The 20,629-nt window shown below is 50.8% G+C and carries 17 protein-coding genes and 1 pseudogene; 9 read left to right on the forward strand and 9 right to left on the reverse strand.

Annotated elements, in window-relative coordinates:
- Window position 1 precedes the first annotated feature (1 nt).
- The 5 genes and pseudogenes from Q0P86_RS05670 to Q0P86_RS05695 form a co-directional block, all read right to left on the reverse strand.
- Window positions 2-1,204, reverse strand: coding sequence for a phospholipase D family protein (locus Q0P86_RS05670; RefSeq protein WP_295037963.1), 1,203 nt, complete (start codon window positions 1,202-1,204; stop codon window positions 2-4).
- 11 nt (window positions 1,205-1,215) lie between these two features.
- Window positions 1,216-1,497, reverse strand: coding sequence for a hypothetical protein (locus Q0P86_RS05675; RefSeq protein ID WP_295037965.1), 282 nt, complete (start codon window positions 1,495-1,497; stop codon window positions 1,216-1,218).
- Window positions 1,494-2,057 carry a hypothetical protein gene (locus Q0P86_RS05680; RefSeq protein ID WP_295037967.1) on the reverse strand — a complete coding sequence of 188 codons (564 nt, stop codon included), beginning with the start codon at window positions 2,055-2,057 and terminating at the stop codon, window positions 1,494-1,496. Before Q0P86_RS05680 ends, Q0P86_RS05675 begins: the two co-directional genes overlap by 4 nt.
- The gene (locus tag Q0P86_RS05685; protein WP_295037969.1) at window positions 2,054-2,701 is read right to left on the reverse strand and encodes a DUF4391 domain-containing protein; all 648 of its coding nucleotides are present in this window, start codon (window positions 2,699-2,701) and stop codon (window positions 2,054-2,056) included. Before Q0P86_RS05685 ends, Q0P86_RS05680 begins: the two co-directional genes overlap by 4 nt.
- Window positions 2,698-5,999, reverse strand: a pseudogene (locus tag Q0P86_RS05695) (helicase-related protein). Before Q0P86_RS05695 ends, Q0P86_RS05685 begins: the two are co-directional and overlap by 4 nt.
- A gap of 259 nt (window positions 6,000-6,258) precedes the next feature.
- On the opposite strand from Q0P86_RS05695, the gene Q0P86_RS05700 reads away from it, so the two are divergent.
- The gene (locus Q0P86_RS05700) at window positions 6,259-7,272 is read left to right on the forward strand and encodes a RhuM family protein (RefSeq protein WP_294114010.1); all 1,014 of its coding nucleotides are present in this window, start codon (window positions 6,259-6,261) and stop codon (window positions 7,270-7,272) included.
- A 118-nt stretch (window positions 7,273-7,390) separates the two neighbouring features.
- On the opposite strand, the gene Q0P86_RS05705 is transcribed toward Q0P86_RS05700, so the two are convergent.
- Window positions 7,391-8,017, reverse strand: coding sequence for a GNAT family N-acetyltransferase (locus Q0P86_RS05705; RefSeq protein WP_295037975.1), 627 nt, complete (start codon window positions 8,015-8,017; stop codon window positions 7,391-7,393).
- Window positions 8,018-8,250: 233 nt separating this feature from the next.
- Between Q0P86_RS05705 and Q0P86_RS05710 the strand changes: the two genes are divergently transcribed.
- The 6 genes from Q0P86_RS05710 to Q0P86_RS05735 all read left to right on the forward strand — a co-directional run bounded on the left by Q0P86_RS05710 (window position 8,251) and on the right by Q0P86_RS05735 (window position 14,691).
- On the forward strand, window positions 8,251-9,072 hold the full coding sequence (locus tag Q0P86_RS05710; RefSeq protein ID WP_294114014.1) for a TIGR02452 family protein: 822 nt from the start codon (window positions 8,251-8,253) through the stop codon (window positions 9,070-9,072).
- Window positions 9,073-9,202: 130 nt separating this feature from the next.
- Complete coding sequence (locus tag Q0P86_RS05715) at window positions 9,203-10,639, forward strand: Na+/H+ antiporter NhaC family protein (RefSeq protein WP_295037977.1); 1,437 nt, start codon at window positions 9,203-9,205, stop codon at window positions 10,637-10,639.
- Window positions 10,640-10,690: 51 nt separating this feature from the next.
- On the forward strand, window positions 10,691-11,947 hold the full coding sequence (locus Q0P86_RS05720; RefSeq protein WP_297342232.1) for an SGNH/GDSL hydrolase family protein: 1,257 nt from the start codon (window positions 10,691-10,693) through the stop codon (window positions 11,945-11,947).
- Window positions 11,948-12,204: 257 nt separating this feature from the next.
- A complete protein-coding gene (locus Q0P86_RS05725; RefSeq protein WP_072980531.1) occupies window positions 12,205-12,528 on the forward strand; it encodes a DUF3392 family protein in 324 nt (107 codons plus the stop codon).
- A 66-nt stretch (window positions 12,529-12,594) separates the two neighbouring features.
- Window positions 12,595-13,548, forward strand: a complete 954-nt coding sequence (locus Q0P86_RS05730) for a histidine phosphatase family protein (RefSeq protein ID WP_295037981.1) — start codon at window positions 12,595-12,597, stop codon at window positions 13,546-13,548.
- A gap of 72 nt (window positions 13,549-13,620) precedes the next feature.
- Entirely contained in the window at window positions 13,621-14,691 is a 1,071-nt protein-coding gene (locus Q0P86_RS05735) for a hypothetical protein (RefSeq protein WP_295037982.1), read from the forward strand.
- Window positions 14,692-14,785: 94 nt separating this feature from the next.
- Here the strand turns inward: Q0P86_RS05735 and Q0P86_RS05740 are convergent, their stop codons facing one another.
- On the reverse strand, window positions 14,786-15,805 hold the full coding sequence (locus Q0P86_RS05740; protein ID WP_290991508.1) for a hypothetical protein: 1,020 nt from the start codon (window positions 15,803-15,805) through the stop codon (window positions 14,786-14,788).
- A 305-nt stretch (window positions 15,806-16,110) separates the two neighbouring features.
- Between Q0P86_RS05740 and murJ the strand changes: the two genes are divergently transcribed.
- A complete protein-coding gene (gene murJ, locus Q0P86_RS05745; protein WP_290991511.1) occupies window positions 16,111-17,703 on the forward strand; it encodes a murein biosynthesis integral membrane protein MurJ in 1,593 nt (530 codons plus the stop codon).
- 54 nt (window positions 17,704-17,757) lie between these two features.
- Here the strand turns inward: murJ and Q0P86_RS05750 are convergent, their stop codons facing one another.
- Window positions 17,758-18,681: a hypothetical protein gene (locus Q0P86_RS05750; RefSeq protein WP_290991513.1), complete on the reverse strand. Its 924-nt coding sequence runs from the start codon at window positions 18,679-18,681 to the stop codon at window positions 17,758-17,760.
- 44 nt (window positions 18,682-18,725) lie between these two features.
- Between Q0P86_RS05750 and Q0P86_RS05755 the strand changes: the two genes are divergently transcribed.
- Window positions 18,726-19,118, forward strand: a complete 393-nt coding sequence (locus Q0P86_RS05755; RefSeq protein ID WP_290991516.1) for a co-chaperone GroES family protein — start codon at window positions 18,726-18,728, stop codon at window positions 19,116-19,118.
- Window positions 19,119-19,156: 38 nt separating this feature from the next.
- On the opposite strand, the gene Q0P86_RS05760 is transcribed toward Q0P86_RS05755, so the two are convergent.
- A complete protein-coding gene (locus Q0P86_RS05760; RefSeq protein WP_291022441.1) occupies window positions 19,157-20,605 on the reverse strand; it encodes a hypothetical protein in 1,449 nt (482 codons plus the stop codon).
- Between the last annotated feature and the right edge of the window lie 24 nt (window positions 20,606-20,629).

Raw genomic sequence — 20,629 nt, forward strand, 5'->3', positions numbered from 1 at the left:
TTTATGTTGAAAAAACTATAATTTTTTTTGATTTCTTCTTTTTTGGGGGGCATATTCTCCAAATAAGCGTATCAACTTCCGCAAGATTTTTTACATAATTTGAATTTTGCCTCACAACGGAGCGTAATCTCCGTGCCAAATCAATATACTTTCTCCCTTCTGTTCCACCTCGATCTAAAGCCCACTTTTTCTTTTTTATCCACGTTCTTACAGGCTCATTTAAAACAGGGTATTTATCCGGGATAAATTGGCACAACATTTCAGATAACCAAGCTTTTCTTGCAGGATTTTTCTTTTTTGCTAGCAGGTCAATTTTCGCAGCCACAAATTGATCCAAATCCAAAGGGCTCATTTTCTTTTCATTTTCAATGATATCTAACAAGGATCCAGTAATTTCCCTCCAATTATTATTTTTTGTACAGGTCCTTTCAACACCACTTCCTTGAAAACGGAAACAATCTTCTGCCTCCCACTTTCTATGCCATAGCTCAGTGAAATTTTTCCAAAAAACATTATTTTTCATGGATCCGTTTGCGTTAGATCTTAACAGCTGAAGAATCTGATCTTTCTTTTCTAGAAAAATATTTTGTTTTTTTCTTCGTTCATCCAAAAGGGAACTATAGCCATTTACTTTTGGTAAATCAAGGTTTAACTGCGTTTGATTATCTACATTCTTTTCCTTTTTACGTTTTCCACCCTTTGTACCCCCTATTTTACTTTCGATGTAATTTTTCAGCCAGCTTTTAGAAAGCGGATCGGAATATTCAATACATTCATCAAACCATTGAACGATTTTTTCATATTCATCTTGTTCTATATTATTAAAGGCGTTTACTTCATAATTATCAGACATTGCGGCGCTAGTCATATTAGACGAACCGACTAAAGCAAAATACTCGTTCCTCTCTTTCCATACCAAAACTTTGGGATGAAATGTATTCATATTCGATGGGAACACAAAGACATCACCTCGCAACCTTTTAGGAAGCCATTTTAATAAGGACAAACAAGCAGACTTTCTTGTCAATCCAAAGTTCGTTCCCACTAGAGCAACGAATTTCCTACAGTCTTTCTTCGGTTTAATGGTGAAAGACCAATCCGTCAAAAATGCTGTCGCGAGATAAATCTCTTCAGCCTTTTCAAACGCTCTTTTGTATAGAGATATTAAATCGTTTTTGCTATCTGGATTTAGAAGAACTTGCATACAGAAATCCTCTATTCTTGTATGGGCAGTTTCTTTATAGAACGAGCTATGCGACGTTCTTGACCAATAGGTGTTGTATAAAAACGTTCATCAATACCATATAACAAATTTTTCAAATCCTCATCTGAGGATATGGTAAATGCTCCCTCTGAATAATTTAAGGTTGGAACATAGCCATTGATATAGGCAAAAACATTACTTCTCTTTTCTTCTGGCATATCATTTAAAATTTCAGAAACCAAAACTCGCGAGTCATTTTCACCACGAATTTTTGCCAATACGAAATTATTCATTTTACTCCTCCAATTTCTATAAATGTAAAATCGTTTATTCTTTTCAATTGGTTGAATCCACTACTATTATTAGTTCTAATGTTTCTTTTTGAAATTATAAATATTTTCGTATTTATAGAGGTCTCTACATGATAAAACTTATATCCAAACAAAAGAAAGAATGGATTAAAGTAATGTACATTAGATGCAATTACGAATAATAATATAATACACAAAACAAAAATAATGGCATAATCACTAGACACGCTTAACGCAACAAAGAAATATCCTAAATAATTAGGAAGAAAGGAATTGGTCCTCAAATCAATTATTTTAATTTCTTTGTTTATACAATCATTCGGTCTATTTTTCAATAGCAACAGTCCAATATACGCCATTATTATGGAAACAGCAAGATATACCACACAAGAAAAAAACTCTTTGTGTTCAAAAATGTTTATAAAAAAATCGTCTTCCTTTACAAAATATACTGCCACAATCAAGCTTATCGAACACAACCCCATATAAACATCTACCGCCTTATTTACTATATAGTTTAGAATAATAGAAAGACATTTCATGTTTTCATCTCCTTTTCCAATTTCCTTATCTCCGCCCTTATCTCCACCTGTCTGTTAAACTGCTTTTCGTTGGCGAGTTTTTTCTCCAGTTTTTCGATTTGGGCTTGGATTTTGGCGTTTTGTTTATTTTGTATAATATAGTCTTTTAATGATGTTTTAGATTGCTTCACTTCGCTCGCAATGACGTAATCTGAGGCGGCACTGCAGACGATGGATTCGTAGATTTCGTCCATATTGCTGCCGGACAAATTAAATGCGGGTTCGTCAGCAGGCATCCACGGCGTTTCAAAGGATTCCAAAAAGGTTTCGTCCTTCTCTTTTTCTTTGAAGTTCACGAAGAGTTTCGCCTTGTCGTCATAAGTCAAGACAAATATGTTGTGGTGGTGCAAATTCTGGTCGATGAACTCGAATAACTTGCGCGGGCAATCAAACGATTTCATTTTGACTTCAAAGACGTCGATTTCGTTCACCAGCAAGCCCTTTTCTGCGGCCATGGTCTGCGCGGTCAGCTTATTTTGCCACACAATCTGTTCCACATACTTGACAAAAAGGTTCTTGGTCGCCGTATTCACGGCGCACTTGCTATAGAATTTTTCCTTGGGCACCACCTTGCCCACGAATGTCGAAGAGGGCAGGTTTATCATTTGACTACCAGGAATGTCACGAGTTCAAAATCGTCCAAGCCGCGGATTTCGCCGGTGAGTGCGGTGGTTTCGCCTTCGCCAAAGAGGCTGTCAATATCGGATTCTTCCTTGACTTCGATAATCGAGGCGATTGCCTGCTGCAAAAGGTCGCTGTACTTGCCCATCTTGCGCCCGTCCGCAGTTTCCTTGTTGAAGGCCTTGCAGAGTGCTATGTCGGGCGTGGCAAGCCCGCGGCAAGCGGGCGCATCAGGTCAAGAATCTTTTTCGGCGAAAGGTGGTTGCAAACGACGCTGCCGTCCTGCTTCAGGTAAACCATGTAGAAGGGGTGCAGACGATTCTTGCTGCGGATATTCACGGCGTTGTTGCGGTTGCGCAAAATGTAAATCACGCCGGGCGGCAATTCGCCTGTTTCGTCGGAATGCACGAGCGCAAAAATTCCCGTAGGCGCATTCTCGACTTCTTGATGGGTTTCGCGATATTGCAGCAAGTCCATGCGGAAATCGTTCAAGCCCAAATCCACAATGTTCACGCCGCCTTTCATGTCTTCAAGGTCAACAACGTCTTCTTTCAACTTGCGCAGTTGTTCCTTGCGGTATTCCAAGTCGCCCTTCTCTTCGGCGCTGATGGGGTTGTCGTCGCCGGTCGCGGTCATCACCGAAATTTTCATGCGGGCAACCACACGCGATTTCAAGTTGATGTATTCGTCAAGGCTCACGTTGGGCCAAAAGTTCACCAGCTGGATTTTTGCATTCTTGCTGCCGATACGATCTATACGGCCAAAGCGCTGGATAATGCGCACCGGGTTCCAGTGGATATCGTAATTGATCAGGCATTCGCAATCCTGCAAGTTCTGGCCTTCGCTAATGCAGTCCGTCGCAATCAGCAAGTCGATATCGCCCGGGACAATGTTCCTGAGCAAATGACGTTCCTTGGACTGCGGCGAAAAATAGGTCAGCATCGTATCGTAATCGGCGCGCAACTTCGGGAGATTCGTGCGGCCGTCCATATCGCCCGTTACAAGTGCCGAGTGGATTCCGTATTTCTGGAGCAGTTTCTCGGCAAGTTGTTCGTAAAGATATTTCGCCGTATCGGCAAACGCCGTGAACAGGATTATCTTCTTGTTCCCAGGATTGATTGGGTTTTCAATCTTGTTGCAGATTCTTGCAAACAGGGTCTGCAATTTGGAATCGTGTTCAGGCGAAAGCTGCTCGGCAATCTTTTGTAGCTGCGCAAGCACATTTAATTCTTGGCGAAGTTCGTTCAGCCAGCCAATGTAATCCATATCGGCCAAATTGAAGTGCACATCCTTGCCGACGGTAAATTCGTCATCTTCTAGAATCGCGCTATCGATATCATAAATAATATCTGCATCCGCAGTCGCGTTGCCCGCATCAATACTCTTCTTGTACCTCTCAATCTTGTCAACTGTTTTTTGAACCAATTCGTGATAACGGTCCAATGTCAGCTTGAACGAATAGACAGAACTTTCCAGGCGCTTGAGCATGTTGATGCTCATGAGTTTCCGAATGCCCATTTCGCGGCCAAGCAACAAATCCTTTTCTTCGGAACTGTCGATATAGCCCTCGATACGGCTCGGGTGCACAAATCGCGCCGGGCTATACACACTCATTTGCAACTGGCTCAAAAGCAGATAAATGCTATCGAACGAAATCCCCGCCACGTCGGTCAAGTCGGGAGATTCCGAAATGGGCGGCAACCGTTCCGGGAACTTGCCCACCTCATTGATGTCGTAAAATTTTTCGATATGCTTGCGGGAACGTGCAATCGTTACCGAATCAAGCAGTTCAAAGAAATCAAAATCCAAAGTTTCAAGCAACGCCTGCGTAGTTCGCTGAGAGGCCGGGAGTTTTACCCACGCATTGTAGGCACTCTGCGCCTGCTTGAAAATGGAATCAATGCCATTGTTCAAGTTCAGCAAAGAATCCATCTTTTCCGAATCGTCTTCGTAGGCCAAGCGCAACTGGTTCTTCAAATCGTTGAAGCGATTGTTCACCGGCGTTGCCGAAAGCATCAGCACCTTCGTCTTCACGCCCTTGCGAATGACCTGATTCAACAGACGCTGATAGCGGTTTTCCTTGCGGTCGATATCATCGTCAAATTCATCGGCAGAAAAATCATCGCCTGTGGCCGTGCCGCCATTACGGAAATTATGGGATTCGTCAATCACCACAAGGTCGTAATTGCTCCAAATAATGCGGCTCAAGTCAAGGCCGTTCGTGCTCCCCGAATCACGCGACAAATCCGAATGATACAGCACGTCATAACGGAAACGGTCCGTGACAAGCGGATTGTTCGTCTGATTGTTCTTGAAGGTCATCCAGTTGTTGTTCAACTTCTTGGGACAAAGCACCAGCACGTTCTTGTTGCGGTTCTCGTAATACTTGACCACCGCAAGCGCCGTGAATGTCTTGCCGAGACCCACACTATCGGCGAGAATGCAGCCGTTGTATTTTTCCAATTTGTTGATGATGGCAAGGGCTGCATCTTTCTGGAAGTTGTAAAGCTTTTTCCAGATGGCGCTTTCCTTAAAACCCGTCGCCGAATTCGGCAAAACATCTTCGCTGATATCGTTCAAGAATTCATGGAAAATATTGTAGAGCGTTACAAAGTAAATGAAGTCGGGAGAATTTTCTTTATAGACCGTAGCAATGCTATCCATGACTGCCTGGGTCACTTCTTCAAACTGCGATTCGTCAAACCAACATTCGTTAAACTTGTTGATATAGTCATTGGAAAGAGGGGCCGAAACCCTCATGCTGAAATTGGAAATGTTGTTGCCCTTTTCTACACCAAGGCCCACCGCCGAAAACTCGTTGAACGGCGTATAAAGCGCGTCATCATTGGGCTGCTTTACATGCATGAACGTCTGATAGTTCAAGTCGGTTATGTTCGTCCGGAATTTTACCTTCTGGCGAATCCACTCGGCGCATTCCACCGCAATCGCTTTCTGGTTCAGCTGGTTGCGCAACTTCAATTCAAATTCGCTACCAAACAGCGAACGCTCGCGGGCAGACTGTTCCTCGTTGAGTGCTTGTTCTCGTGCGTTACGGGAGATGTCAAATTCGCGACTTTCTTTTGAAACCTGTTTCTTGACAAATGTCCTTGAAGTAAAAATGAACCGCAAAGAATCAATCTTCCAGAGTTCATCCTTCAAAGTCTCGAAAGCATATAGGGAAAAACTTGCTGCGGCAATAGACAGGCGGGAACCAGGAACGACCGTTTTACGAAGGTCATCCACGACCTTCTCGGACATATTATTAAAAAAGTACTGTTCCATATAAAAATTAACCACCGCATTGTGCGGTACATAAAGGAATATAAACTATTATAGGGATAAGCGCACGACCTATTTCTGAGATTATCCACCCATTTTTCGCTTAATCAAACCGGTTTTCGATATTTTTTATATCGATTTTGCATTTGGCAACGAGTTTTTTTACCACGATCCTATTGACAAACTAGATTCTTGAATCTATATTTAGTGCGCAAGTGTATAGTCTTTGGCATTTTTCGCTTGTATGCCAGAGGAGTTGACGATGAAGAAAAAGGATATAGTGCCGGCTGTAGAAAAGAACGAAATTGTCGTTTACCAGCCAGAGGGCGGTGAATTTCACATCGAAGTTCGTGTCGAGAACGAGAGTGTCTGGCTTACTCAAGCGCAAATGGCCGAGCTTTTCCATGCCACAAAGCAGAATATCAGCCTGCATATAGCCAATATCTATAAAGAGGGGGAACTTGACAGAAATTCAGTTGTCAAGGAATACTTGACAACTGCCTCTGACGGAAAATGCTATAAGACCAAATGGTTCAATCTGGATGTCATCATTTCTGTAGGTTACCGCATAAAATCAATCCAGGGCACGCGCTTTCGTCAATGGGCTTTGAACATTTTGAAAGAGTACATGCTCAAGGGCTACGCTGTAAATCAGCGAATGCTGGCACCCCAGACTCAACAAAAACTGATTGAAAACGTCAATACCCGACTTACAGCAGTCGAACAGCGCGTAGATTTCTTTGTCAATACGGCCCACTCCGCCCAAAATCAGAGAATCGAACAATTATCTAATGATGTCCAAAAGGTCATGGCGAATTTCGTCGATCCGAGTACTTTCAAGCACTTTTTGATTCTGAACGGGCAACGCCTGGAGGCCGATGTCGCTTACACGCAGATTTACGGCATGGCGAAGAGGTCGGTGCTGATTGTGGACGACTACTTGGATGTAAAGACCCTCGATTTATTGCGATGCGTGGCGAAGGGTGTTTCTGTCAAGATTTTCAGCGAACAACATGGACGTGCCCGCCTGACCGAGAGCATGCTGGCCGACTTCAGGGCAGCACGTCCGGATGTGGAACTTGGCGATGTTCGTGCCACGGGGAACATATTCCACGACAGGTACATCTACCTGGATTTCGGAACCACCAATGAGAAGCTTTTCCATTGCGGGGCGTCGAGCAAGGATGCAGGCAACAAGATCACGACCATCATGCAGCTAGAAGATATCGCAGTGTATCGCCCACTATTCGAGAAGTTATTGCAAGATGAGAAATAAAGAAAAGCGCCAGAAGAATTCCTCCTGACGCATTCATTTTAGGAGATCCCCGCCTTCGCGGGGATGACATGTGCCAGGAGCGAGGGGAAGGCATTCCCCTCCCCCTACGCCCTTCGTTTTACACTAACTGCCCGGGCAGTACTAGCTTTTCCTTATACGGAAACTCCTTATCGTACTTCTCGAACGCCTCGGGGTTGCGCATGGCGACAAAGTACGGTTCGGGATCGCGGTAGCTGCCGGTGATTCTGTCGAGGAACCCTTCCTGCAGTTCCTTGCAGAGGAAGTAAGGCGCGTCGCTTTCGGGGTCGTCGGCATAGCGGATTCCCCTGGTGCTCGCGACCACAAAACCGCTCTTGCCGTAGAACGCGATGTTCCCGCAAATCAGGAGGCAGCCCGCGCCCATTTCGGCGGCAATTCGCATGGAATGGTCGAGCAATGTTTTCCCGTATCCCTTGCGCTTGTAGTCGGGGCGGATGCTGATGGGCCCGAAGGTCATCATGCGGATTTTGCGCCCGTCGTCGGCGTCGATGTGCGACCACGCGTACATCACGTGCCCGATGATTTCGCCGTCCACTTCCAGCACGAGCGAGAGTTCCGGCACAAAGTCGGGCTCGCCCCTGTAGCAGTGCAGCACGTAATGCTCGGTGCATCCGGGACGGTACACGTTCCAGAATGCTTCGCGGGTAAGGTTTTCGACGGTCTTAAAGTCGCGCGGTTGTTCCGTGCGGATAGTGTAATTTTTCATTGTTTATCTCCAGGTTGAATTTTTATGACGGGCATAAAAATCGCCTTGGAAGACGGCCCAAGGAATGTCTCCCAAGGCCCTAGACAATGAACCAAAATTTGCTAAACAGCATCCAGTCTCCGTAAGTTGGTACTAGTGGAAATATAGAATTTTTTTCGTGTAGTTCGTATTCCGCACAGAGCAAGCCGCCCCCTCCCCTTGACATTTCCCCGCAAAAAAGCGATATTAAAAGTATGCAGAACAAAATCAATTATAGAGAATTGAATGTCACCGTGTTCAACGACACGGCGGAACGTTGTCGCACAAACGCGCGGCTCCGCGAATCCATCGCGCAGTCAAGGCGGGCGCAGAAATTCACGGGCGAATGCGAGGGCGTCGCCATCGACAGCCGGAATATCCATGCGGAGCGGGCCAAGGTCATCGTTTCGCAAAAACGCACATTCGAGGCGGCGCAGGCGTATGCGGGCACCAGGGTCGCGGTACTCAACTTCGCATCGGCATCGCACCCGGGCGGTGGCGTCACGACTGGGGCGGGCGCACAGGAAGAATGCCTTTGCAGGTGTTCCACCCTGTACAGCTGCCTTACCGACCAAAAGATGTGGGAGCTCTTCTACGAGCCGCATCGCCGCAACAGAACTGCGTTGCATACCGACGACTGCATCTATACGCCGGGAGTGACCGTGTTCAAGACCGATGTCTCGGCCCCCGAACTGCTGGGCGAAACGGACTGGTACAGCGTGGATGTCATCACGTGTGCGGCACCGAACCTGCGCTATGGAGATGTCAGCATTACGGACGATGCACTCAAGCAGTTGCACATCAAGCGGCTCCGCCGCATCCTGGATATTGCCGTTTTGAACAAAGTAGAAAACATCGTGCTGGGCGCGTTCGGCTGCGGGGCGTTCATGAACGATCCGAAGGTCGTGGCGGCCGCCTCTGCCGAGGTTATCAAGGAATACATTTTCGCCTTCAAGACTATCGAGTTCGCGATATTCTGCCGCCCCGGGTTCGAACAGAACTACAGGGAATTCCGCAATTATCTTGGGTCGGAATAGCCAATTCCTTAAACAGCCGTTTTTAGAGAAATTTCATCTACTTTCGCGATTTGCCGCTATTTTCGTTGAAAAATCTATAATTTTCAAGTGCGCATCGCACACCTCCATTTTTATCTAAATTTACCTCTCGATGTTTCTTGAGCTTTGTACACTTCTTTTGTTCATAGCGGTCTTGGTGGCGGCGCTTGCCTTCAAGGTGAAACTGGTGTTTGCCATGTTGGCGGGGCTTGCGCTTTTTGCAGGCTATGCGCTGGTGCGGGGGTATGGGGTGCGGCGTGTGCTTGCCATGTGCGGGCGCGGCATTGTCACGGCGAAGGGAATTCTTATTTTGTTTGTGCTGCTCGGGCTGTTGACGGCCTTGTGGCGGGCGGGTGGTGTAATCCCGCTGATGGTGGTGCATTCGGTGAAGGTTATTCACGGTGGCGGTTTCTTGCTCGCGGTATTCCTGCTGAATTGCGCGATGTCGCTCTTGACGGGGACTGCGCTTGGTACGGCGGCAACGGTAGGCGTGGTTTGCGCGACGGCGGGGCATGCGCTCGGTATTTCGCCTTGCTGGGTGGGCGGTGCTATTTTGGCGGGAGCCTATTTCGGGAACAGGGTTTCGCCGATTTCTTCGATGGCGCTTTTGACGGCGAACATCACGAATACGGATATTTATGCGAATGTGCGGCAGATGCTTAAAACCACCTGGTTCCCGTTACTTTTGAGTTGCGCGGTTTATTTGGTTGTTGGTCTCGGCGGTTTCGCGAATGATTTAAGCGGGGTGGCGGGCGACTCGACTTACGCAAGTGGCATTAGCGCTGCGGGTGTTTTAAGCGTGGCAAGCGATGTTGCGGGTGTTTTTTCGGCGGAACCGGTGCGGGCGCTTTTCGCAAAGGAATTCAGTCTTTCGCCGTGGTGCATTCTTCCTGCGGTTTTGATGATTATTTTATCCGTACTCCGGTTGAGGTCTTCGCGGGTGTTGCTCCTGAGCGCTCTCGCGGCTTTACCGCTTGCTTTTGTTGTCGAAAATCATTCCCTTGCTGATGTATTGCGAGCAGTTTTTTTTGGATTCCACGCCCACACTCCGGAACTTGCGCCGATGATTAATGGCGGCGGACTTCTTTCGATGCTGAATGTATTCTGGATTGTGGTTATTGCGGGGTGCTATGCGGGAATTTTCAAGGAGACCGGGATGCTTGCGCCCCTAAAATCTGCGATCGAAAGAATCGCGGCCAGGACAAATTCATTTTTTGCGACGCTCGTGGCTTCTTGCGTTACGGCCTGCGTTGTTTGCAACCAGACGCTCACCATCATTCTGACTCACCAACTCACGGAAAATCTTGACACGAATTCTGCACCGGGCGCAACAAAATTGTGCGATGCGGATAAATCCAGCGACATGCCGACTACAATCGTCAAGAATAAATCCCACGCGCTCGATCTTTATGATACGGCGGTGACGGTGATTGCACTTGTGCCGTGGTCGGTTGCGACGGCGATGGTGCTTGCCGCGGCCAATGCCCCTGCAAGTTCCGTGCTGTGCGCATGCTTCTTGTATCTGCTGCCGATTTGCCGACTGGTATAGCGGATTTACATTTTTCTATTTTTGCTCATTGCAATCATTCGCGGACTCAATATGCCAGGGAAATTTTCGAAATGGGTGGCCTGCTGGGGCAACGCCACCTCTATCACAGATCGCAAAGAGGCGACTTACGCCAAGGACTTGACGCTCCGTTACCCGATTCGCGCGTGCTTTTCGGGGAACAAGTTGCGGTTCCATTTTTCGAACCTTACCGGTACGGAACCCGTGACGATTAGCGAGGCGTATGTTGCTAAAGATGCCGCGCAGTCCCCGGCGAGCTCCGCGCAGCCCTCGCGGAATTTAGCAGCTTGTGAGCCGTCCTCGCAGCATTCCGTTGATTCCCGCGGGCAGTTATCCGATGCATCAAGCAACATAGAGTACGCGCCTACAGCAATTACATTCGGCGGGCGCACTTCTGGCACGATTCCCGCGGGTGAAGAAATCTTGAGCGATGAGATCGCATTCGACGTGACCGCAGGCGAAACATTCGATGTAAGTCTCTACTTCGCCGACTTTACGCAGATGAACGCCGGCACGGCCATCACGGGCCCGCTTTCGGGCGGCAAGTACAGCTACGGCAACTTCGCAAAATCCGCGACACTCCCCGACGACTTAACGCGCAAAACGAACTGGATTTTTTTCCTCAACACCATCGACATTTTCACCGAAGAAAAGAATTTTGCGCTGGTGTGTTTCGGCGATTCCATTACGGCGCAGGACTGGCCCGATTATCTCACATTGCGTTGCGCACGCGAGGGCTTTAACAATGTGGCGATCATCCGCCGCGCAGTAAGCGGCACGCGCATTCTTCGCGAATACAGTTGCATCACCTACGCCGCTTACGGCCTCAAGGGTGCCACACGTTTCCCGATAGAGATGAACGTGGCGGGCGCCCGTAGCGTCATCGTGCAGCACGGCATCAACGACATCATTCATCCTGTCGGCGTAGAAGTCAACAAGTTCCGCCCGTGGAGCGACATGCCCACGGCAGATGACCTCATCAACGGAGTCCGCACGCTTTACATTACGCATGCGCGCAAGCTCGGCCTCAAGATTTACAGCGGCACGCTACTGCCGATTTACGGCTGGCGCACCTACAACGAAAATCGCGATATCATCCGCATGGCGTTCAACGAATGGCTCCGCACCGCACCCGATTTTGACGGCTGTGTCGATTTTGACAAGGCTGTGCGCGGTCACGACAACCCGAAACAGTTCAGCAATGGGTTCGATTCCGGCGACCATCTGCACCCTAGCGCAAAAGCCTACGAGGCCATGGCCGAATGCGTTCCCGAAGAACTGCTGAAGTAAGAGTCTTGCAGTTGCCTTTGGACTTATTTCTGCATTTCGGGTCGAAAATCGTGTGGCGGTGTAATCTTCGTCACATGTTTACATCCGTAAAAATTATTCGTTTCTTACAAGATTTATTTTGCCCTTTTAAAATTGTAATTTAGGGACATGAATTCCAACGATATCTACATTGTCAAGCAGATTGTGGTCTTAGTCGCTGTTGCGGTAATTCTCGGGTTTGTTTACGGCTAATCCTTGCAGTTTTATATATTTACTGCATGCAGCCCTACATTCACCATTTCGCGAATTTTTTGCGCCTTCACATGGACTCCATTTCGGTGGGTCTTGTCGCTACCTTGCTTATCATTTATGGTGGCCACATCAACAATTATTTTAAGAAGATAACGCGGAGTATCCCGTTCGTCGGGCGTTTTGCGTTGTTCGTGGTGCTGTGTAGCGCGGGGTATGCGTTCATGTCGTCGCAGGCGGTGCGTTTCTTGAAGATGTTTTTGCGCGGGCAGGCCGACCTTCCGCTGATCGGGATTATCGCCGGGGCGTTTGTCGTGCTCGCGTTTTGCGCCAAGAGTGGGAAAGATATCTAACTCTGTAAATAAAATCTTTCCTGATTTGTCTAGCAGGAAAGCCCCAAATAATATATAATTGTTACTATGAAGTTAAAGAATTTGCTTGTTCTCGCTGTGCCCGCTTTTTTCTGGGCAGCCTGTTCCTCCGATTCGGAAAGTACGCCGGCCCAGCCGCCTGTCCCGACGGAGATTTCTTCTGCCTCTACGGTCGATCCTTCTGATTCGGCCAATCCTGCAATTCCGGGAATCGAATCTTCTGCATCGGTTGACGGTGTGCCGCTCAGCTCGGATTCGGGTTCCGATCCTGTCGATCCGGCTGGTCCGTTTGTCCCCGAAGAACTGGTTTACGACAGCATTGGTTTTGCCGATATCGCGAACGCTTTCCACACGGTGGCCCCCGACGAAAAGGTGGTCTTTGTGCTGAGACATGCCGAACGTGAATCTGGTGTAGGTCGCGAGACTCCGCTGACGGAGAACGGGATTCTGCAGGCGCAGTCCGTGGGGCAGAAACTTGTCAGTGCCGACGAGTTTGTATACGCCCACACGGCTTATGTGCGCACCAAGGAAACGGCTTGCAATATCGCCTTGGGACGTGGCCAGGTGCAGGTTTGCGACGACAGCTTTGTCTCCGACACCATTTCCGAGTTGACCGGTGGCTGGTTCATCAAGGACGAGGATCTCCGTGATTCCTATGTTAGCAGTACCGGAAAGGATACCAACACGAGCGTCATCGTTTCGCTCTGGGCCTACGACGGTCAGTTCGCCGACGCCTTCTACGACCTGGAAGAACGCAGCCGCGAAGTCATCAACACTTACCTGATCAAGGACTATGCCGAAATGCCTAAGGCGAAGGTGGTTATCAGCCACGATGAATTTGTCGTGCCCCTGATTGCCTGGGCGACCAACAAGACCGCCTCTATCCGCTACAAGAGGGGCCGCTGGTGGGTCAATTACCTGACGGGTCTTGCGATTATCGTGAACAGCAAGAACGAGGTCCGCTATATCGGCATCAAGGGCCTGGAAACTGCCACCGAGTAGTTTTTGACAAAAATGAAATTGGAAGGTCTGCCGGCTTGAATGCGTGGCGGACCTTTTTTATATTGTGAGGGTATGCCTACGACGAATGAAATTTTTAACGAGTCGGTCCGCGGGGCAATGAAGCTCAAGGGGCTTGCGCAGGAGGATATTTTTGCGCGTCTCGGGTATTCCCGCAGGACGCTCGCCGATGGATTTTCGTTCGTGAAAATGTGCGAACTGGAATTTTTGCTGGGAACCCCGGCGGAGGTCCTTTGGAATGTTGACCCGGTAGACAGCGAGGCGCTGGCGCAGGCCCGTAAGGTTTTCGAGAGGCGTTTCTGCACGGCGGAGGTGGTCGACTGGGCGCAGCGATTCCCGATTCGCGAGTTGCAGCGGCTGGGCCACATCCGCATGACCGAAGGGTTGACTTTCAATAGGAAATTCAAGTCGGGACTACTTCCCCGCGAAATCATGAAGTTTATGGGGGTCGCCTCGCTGGACGGCTGGAATAAGGCGTATTCCGTCGCCTTGGAAACGGTCAATCCGCAGGTCTATTCCGCATGGATTCGCCTGGGAGAAATTCAGGTGTCGCGCCCTTCGTCGGATTTTTTCATCTGTCGCGACGTGATTGCAAACAACTTAAAATTCTTGCGCAGGAACGCCTTGCCGCTCAAGGAGAACTTGCGCCAGATTGTTGTCGATACCCTGCGGAAATGCGACATCGCGGTGTTGCAGGTTCCTTCGTTCATTATGGCGCCCGCTCCGAAGGCGGCCTGTTTCTGGCGGGGTTTGCGGCCCGTGGTGCAGCTGCCGACGGGTTCTGCGAGCGACGGTGAATTCATGGAGTCGGTTTACCATGTCATGGGGCATATCCTGCAGTCGCACAGCAAGCGTCCTTGCCTGCTTGCGCCGAAAACGGTGGCGGGGATGATTGCCACGGCGAAGAATGGCTGCGTCGAGGCGAACCGTGTCGCCGAAGGTCTCCTGATGACCGAGGCGGAAGAATGCGAACTGATTTGCTGCGGGCGTTTTGCCGAAAAAGCCTGCATCGAGTTCTTTTCGCGCCGCTTCCAGATTCGCCCGGGCATTATCGTGTCGCGCCTGCAGCAGCTCAAGAAGATTCGGCGCGACAGTCCGCTGAACGCGCTCAAGATGGCGGTGTAGAAGCCGGTGGGTGTTGCCGCCGCTCATAAAATAAGCGCAGAAATGAAAATAAGCGCGGGAGTGCCGCGCTTCGTTTCGTTTAAATGAGGTTCGGTTAGTAGTTGATGGCGATGTAGGCGCTGCCTGCACCGAAGCGGCGGTCGAAGCTTTCGAAGCCGTCCCACAGGGCGTCCCACGCGAAGCCGATTTCGAGCTGCGTCGCGGAATTGCGGAAGAAGATGATTCCCAGTTCGGCTCCTCCCGCGAGGCCGATGGCAAAACCTTCGTCCCCGTCGTAGTAGTGGCTGTCGGTTTGGATGCCGAGGCCGATTCCTGCGCCGATGAACGGCGTGACGACTCCCGTGCTAGGGAAGAATCGCCCGCCCAGGAGGAAGGTTTCGTGCCACTCCCATTCGTCGCCGAAGGAGAGGTTCATATTGTTCACGATGGTCACTGCGGCCTGCGGAATTACCTCGAAGATTCGGGCGTAGTGGAAGACGAATGCCTGTTCCCAGGTGCGGTCGGTGTCGTATTTTTCGTGGCAGGCGAAGTCGCCCTTGCAGCTCTTTTCGACGAAGTCATAGTTGTGCCAAAGGGCTGCGCCGAGACCGTAGCTGACATAGTTGCGGGTGGGGCGCTTGTGCGCGAAATTGTCGTTCGGGTCGCTGTTGCGCTGCTCGTAGCGTTCGGCCGGGACGACAACGACGACATTCTGCTGCGGTTCCTGGTAGTAGCCGTTGTTTGCATAGTTGCCGTTTTGAGGGGCGCCCTGTGCGTTGGCATTTGCAGCGGCGAGGTTTGCGAGGGCTCCCTTGACGGCCCAGTCGATGGCATAGTCCAGGTTGTCGATGGAGTTCGCCTTCTGTCTTCCGCTTCCGACAATCGTTCCTTTGTTAATTTGTTCACAGACCACGACGAAGGAACTGCCCATGGTCATGACGCTTGTACGCAGCTGGATTTCGGCTGAACTTTCGACGGGCGTGTTTCCCGTCTCGCTCACGGAGGCGCGCACGATGGACTGGACCATGTTCGGTGCGTCCGGCGCAAATTCCGCTCCGGTCGGGTCGAGAATCTGGACGTTGGCGGCAAATGAAATTGCGGCGAGCGAGAAAAAAGCGGCGAGAATCTTTTTCATATCTCAAATATACAAAAGAGAAAAGAACGCGCCCATTGGGTAAATGCCAACATCCTTCTGTCTGCATCATCCAGGATCCCGTCGTTCACTTCGTTCGCTCCAGGATGACGTAAGTGGGGGCATCATCCTGAATCCCGTCGTTCACTTCGTTCGCTCCAGGATGACATGAGCAAGGACCTCGTCTTTGGCCGATGCTCGTTCTGGGATGACGTATCTTATCTTCAACGGCCTTCCCCTCCAACTAGTGAGTCTTTCACTTTTCTATGTTTTTCCTGGATGACGTTACTACAACCGTCGACTAGTCTATGAATAAAGCCGCTATTATCGTTGCCGTTTCGATGCTCCTGAGCCGCGTGCTCGGAATTTTCCGTGAAATGCTCCTGGCGCATGCCGCGGGCGTGTCGCTCGAGAAGAACGCCCTGGACCTTGCCTTCATGATTCCGGATATCTTGAATCACGTGGTGAGTACCGGGTTCCTCTCGATTATCTTCATCCCGATTTTCACCGGATACAAGGTGGCGGGCGACGAGAAGGGCGGCTGGAAGTTCTTCAGTAACGTACTGAACACCTTCGGGATTGCGCTCTTGATTTTGGTGGTGCCCGCATTTATTTGGATGAAGGAGCTTTTGCAGCTGTTGACCGTCGACGGGGCCACGCCGGAACTGATCGAGCGCGCCACTTACTATGGCCGCATCATTTTGCCGGGACAGGTATTTATTTTTGTCGGAAGCATTCTGGTGGCCGTGCAGCATACCCGCAAGCAGTTCCTGATTCCTTCGTTGACTGGCTTGATTTATAACGTGGCGATTGTGGGCGGCGGTGCTTTAGGAATCGCGCTCGAAAAGTTCACCGGCACGGAATACGGCCTCGAAGGATTCGCCTGGGGCGTGCCGGTGGGCGCCTTCATCGGATTCTTCGCGCTGCAGATTTTTGGCGCCCGGCGCGGCGGGGTGCATTATGAACTCCTGGTGCAGCCGACGCACCCCGATATCGTACGCTACTTCAAGATGATGCTCCCGATGTCCTTGGGCGTGGGCTCCATGTTCGGCCTCGAATTCATTATCCGTAGTTTCGGGGCGAATTTCGGTACGGGAGGCATTTCGAGCCTCAACTACGCCTACCGCGTGATGTACACGCTGGTGGCGGTCTTCGGATTCTCGGTGAGCGTCACGAGCTATCCCGACATGGCTCGCCTCGTAAAAGAAGGTGATTTCGGCCAGCTGAACCGCAAAATCTGGAAGAGCCTTTCACGCATGTTCTGCATCTTGATTCCGGCGGTGGTCGCCGTGTGGGCGCTCAGTTTTCCGGCGGTGCGTATCCTCTTTGAACGCGGTGCCTTCCAGCGCGAAACCACCGAGGCCATTTCCGAAATTCTCCGCTGGTACCTACCCGTAAGCCTCGGCCTTTGCTTGCAGGCGGTGCTGGTGCGCAGCTTCTACGCCTGCGAACGCATGTGGGTGCCGACGCTCCTCAATACCGGCATCTTCGCGGCGACGATTCCTGCCTACATCCTGCTCGGCGCCCCCGAGGCGGGTCTCGGCATCAAGAGCGTGCCGATTGTCGGTGCGACGGGTGCCATTCTCCAGGTGATTGCGATGATTGTCATGTGGGCGAAAAAGAACGGCACCGACGGCATGAAGGAAACGCTTTTGAACATGGTGCGTGCCCTGGTCGCTTTCGGCATCATGATTGCGGCGGCTGTTGGCCTTGACCGCGTGTCGGGTGAATTTGTCCGTAACGCAAGCTTCGTGGTGCTTGTCGTTTACGCTTGTGCGGCGGGAATTTTGCTGTTTACGCTCACGCTTATCGTCCAGCGTTATCTGGGCAGCAAGGATGCGAAGGACATCTTGAACGAACTTCTTGGAAAGGTGCTTCGCAAGCTGCATCTGAAACATTAATATTGAAATGTCATTCCCGCGAAGGCGGGAATCTCCATTTCTACTCAAACTATTTTATTTCATCCCGTTCGCCTTGTAGAACTGGATATCGGCCATGACCTGGTCCACCCAGCTCTTGGTGAGCGGCGACTGGTTCCAGTTTTCGGGCTTGGCGCCGATTTCGGGATCGGGATAGAAGGTCGCGATGGCGTTCTCCTGGCTGATGCCGACCTTCAGGAGCTTGCTTAGCCGTTCGGCCCCGATGTAGATTTGCTGTAGACCTTCGCCGTCATCCAGGGCGAGCAATCCGTGGGAATCCTTTTGTCCGCGGTAGTCAAAATCGAAATTCGATACGTGCCGAATCAGGGACATCAGCAGTGCCGCGTCCACCTGGTTGCTTTGGGCGGCGTCCATGACGGGGAGCGCCGTCAACTGTTCGATGTCCCAGGGGGCTCCGTTGTAGGTGACAATCAAGGTGTGGGTCGATTCTTCGCTTTCGATGCGGGTTGTGTAACGGTTGCCAAGCCTCTTTTGCAGGGCCCTGTTCAGGCGGATTCCGCGGTTCTTGAATTGCTTGTAGCCGTACATGGTGAAGTGGAGCGTGTCGTCGAGACGCGTGAGCTCGGGCCGCGTCGGTTTTTCCACAATTTTGTTGTAGGCCGCAATAATCAGCGGAAGAATGTAGGCGAGTTCCGGTTTCGGGTGCGTCAGGTCGCAGGTGGAGTCAATCGTGACTTTCTGCAGGGTGTGCAGCTTGAGCACCGCTTCGGCGGCGAATTCCTCGAAGAGTTCCCTTTCGTCGGTCTGGTGCCGGTGTGCGGCGGGGAGTAGCAGGTAGGTTGTCGCGATGATTGTAATGATTGCCGCGGTCGCAATCGTGACGCGCCAGATTCTACGGTTGCGGCCAAGGAGCTTGAGCCACCCGCGCACCTTGGGACTTCGCCCGAGGTAGATGGCGAGGAAGGTGAAAATGACGCTCCAGAGCACGACAAAAATCATATTCCATATTATAGCAAAAGGAATGAAATTTTATCTTTGTCGCTATGCTGAATCCGTTAAAGAATGTCGTGGTCATCGGTGACCGTATCCTTCTCAAGCCCCTGGAAGCTTCCAACAAGACCGGAAGCGGTTTGTACCTGCCTCCGAGCGTGAAGGAGCGCGATGCCGTGCATACGGGCCTGGTGGTGCGCGTGGGGCCGGGCTATCCGATTCCCGTGAACCAGGACGGCGACGAAATTTTCCGCAGCGAAAATCCCGAAAACGTGAAGTACCTGCCCTTGCAGGTCAAGGAAGGCGACGAGGCCCTCTACCTGCACGCGAGCGGTCATGAAATTGAAATCGACGGCGAACAGTACGTGATTATTTCGCAGAACGCCGTACTTCTGGTGATGCGCCCCGAAGTCCCCGACGATATCGACGGGATTTTGAGAGACTAGGGCGAACTTGTTCGCTGCAATCTATAGAAGATTTTCGATTACTTGTAAAGTTCCAGCGTTTCCTTCAGCTTGGTCGCGATTCCGTTGACCATGTCGAAGAGTGAACGCAGGTCGCCCTGGATCTTGTCGAACAGCGGAATGTCGCAGAAGAGGTCGGTGCGGTAAACCTTGTTCGCCTGGTAGATGTCGCGGAGCGTCCTGAGGATTTTCGCCTGCTGTTCCATTTGCGACTGGGCTTCCTTGCGGAATTCTTCCAGCTGCAATTTTTTCTGCTTGGCGACCTCGGGGTCGTTTTCGCGGAGAATGTAGGTCGGAAGCGTCGCGAAATCCTCGAACTTGGTGGGGGCGTTTCCGTTGCGGGACATGTTGTTGCGGAGCCCGGTTCCCTTGACGGCGGCGTCGATGGAAATGGTGCAGCTCGATGTTCCGTGGTAATTGCAGCGCACGTGCTTTTCTATTTGGCGGAGTTCGTTGAAGGGGTTGAAGTCCTCGTCGGTTTCGATATAGCGCAGGGGCACGTACAGCGGGGCGGGTTCGCCCGCCACGGTCACGCGGTAACAGATGCAGGGCTCGCCGTTGAATTCCTTGGTTTCGTACAAGTTGTTGCTGCTGTGTATTGTCGACTTGACCCTGCGATACAGGCCTTCGGCGTCGTAGGCGTTTTCGGCAAGGTTCGCGAGGTCCTTGAGCATGACCGTTTTCACGATGCCGTTGAAGCTTTCCATGACGATGTTGTTCGAAGTGGAACGACCCCAGATGGGGCCTCCGAGGAAAAGCGTGTCGGTAAAGGTGGTCTTGTTGCGTCCGTTGAAAAAGGCGATAGCCTTTGCCATGTTGGTGAGCGCGAGCCACTTGCTGATAGGCACGTAGATTCCGTTCTGCGAGCCCAGTTCCGCGATTTTTCCGACGAGGGCGAGAGTGTCCTCCGAAAGTTCCACCTTCTTGATTTCCTCTTTCCAGGAGAGCTTTTCTTCGTTGGAAATGGCGAGCTCTTCGGGAATATGGAAGTTCTGGAGCTTGCCCTGGTTCTGCAGGAGCGAGCAGAGCGCTTCGGGGCTCAGGCTGTCGGGCATCGAAATGGTGAGCGTAATCTCGTCGGCGATTTCGGCGCGACCCATGGCGTTTTCGGGACGGATGTCGCTGCTCAGGATGACGGTGGCGTTGTTGCTGTATCGCAGGGCGTTGCGGACGTTTTCCTTGGTGGAATCGTCAATCGGGTTGAAGTTCTGGAAAATGATTAGGTCGAAGGTGTTGACCTTGGCCGGAAAGTCATGCTGGCGTGAACCGACCTGCAATACCCTGGCGTCCTTGAACGCGGATATCAGACGGCTGGTCAGAAGGTTCTTGCCCGAGCCGGTTCGGCCGTAAAGGTAGAAAGGCTCGTTGTTGACAGCGGCCAGGAACCCTAGCCTGAGGCAGGATTCCCTTTCTGGAAAGTCGACGCAGAGGTTCTGCAGCAATTCCTGGATGCGTTGTGTTAAAGTCATTTCCCAATCCTTCGTGTAAATTCA

Source organism: uncultured Fibrobacter sp. (assembly GCF_946062555.1).
Taxonomy (GTDB): domain Bacteria; phylum Fibrobacterota; class Fibrobacteria; order Fibrobacterales; family Fibrobacteraceae; genus Fibrobacter.

Excerpts from the sequence above, each read along its gene's own strand:
- Q0P86_RS05740 (WP_290991508.1), bottom strand. The coding sequence starts at position 15,805 with ATGAAAAAGATTCTCGCCGCTTTTTTCTCGCTCGCCGCAATTTCATTT.
- Q0P86_RS05675 (WP_295037965.1), bottom strand. The coding sequence starts at position 1,497 with ATGAATAATTTCGTATTGGCAAAAATTCGTGGTGAAAATGACTCGCGA.
- Q0P86_RS05730 (WP_295037981.1), top strand. The coding sequence starts at position 12,595 with ATGAAGTTAAAGAATTTGCTTGTTCTCGCTGTGCCCGCTTTTTTCTGG.
- Q0P86_RS05750 (WP_290991513.1), bottom strand. The coding sequence starts at position 18,681 with ATGATTTTTGTCGTGCTCTGGAGCGTCATTTTCACCTTCCTCGCCATC.
- Q0P86_RS05685 (WP_295037969.1), bottom strand. The coding sequence starts at position 2,701 with ATGATAAACCTGCCCTCTTCGACATTCGTGGGCAAGGTGGTGCCCAAG.
- Q0P86_RS05670 (WP_295037963.1), bottom strand. The coding sequence starts at position 1,204 with ATGCAAGTTCTTCTAAATCCAGATAGCAAAAACGATTTAATATCTCTA.
- Q0P86_RS05720 (WP_297342232.1), top strand. The coding sequence starts at position 10,691 with ATGCCAGGGAAATTTTCGAAATGGGTGGCCTGCTGGGGCAACGCCACC.
- Q0P86_RS05700 (WP_294114010.1), top strand. The coding sequence starts at position 6,259 with ATGAAGAAAAAGGATATAGTGCCGGCTGTAGAAAAGAACGAAATTGTC.
- Q0P86_RS05705 (WP_295037975.1), bottom strand. The coding sequence starts at position 8,017 with ATGAAAAATTACACTATCCGCACGGAACAACCGCGCGACTTTAAGACC.
- Q0P86_RS05735 (WP_295037982.1), top strand. The coding sequence starts at position 13,621 with ATGCCTACGACGAATGAAATTTTTAACGAGTCGGTCCGCGGGGCAATG.
- Q0P86_RS05680 (WP_295037967.1), bottom strand. The coding sequence starts at position 2,057 with ATGAAATGTCTTTCTATTATTCTAAACTATATAGTAAATAAGGCGGTA.
- Q0P86_RS05755 (WP_290991516.1), top strand. The coding sequence starts at position 18,726 with ATGCTGAATCCGTTAAAGAATGTCGTGGTCATCGGTGACCGTATCCTT.
- Q0P86_RS05760 (WP_291022441.1), bottom strand. The coding sequence starts at position 20,605 with ATGACTTTAACACAACGCATCCAGGAATTGCTGCAGAACCTCTGCGTC.
- Q0P86_RS05725 (WP_072980531.1), top strand. The coding sequence starts at position 12,205 with ATGCAGCCCTACATTCACCATTTCGCGAATTTTTTGCGCCTTCACATG.
- Q0P86_RS05715 (WP_295037977.1), top strand. The coding sequence starts at position 9,203 with ATGTTTCTTGAGCTTTGTACACTTCTTTTGTTCATAGCGGTCTTGGTG.
- murJ (WP_290991511.1), top strand. The coding sequence starts at position 16,111 with ATGAATAAAGCCGCTATTATCGTTGCCGTTTCGATGCTCCTGAGCCGC.
- Q0P86_RS05710 (WP_294114014.1), top strand. The coding sequence starts at position 8,251 with ATGCAGAACAAAATCAATTATAGAGAATTGAATGTCACCGTGTTCAAC.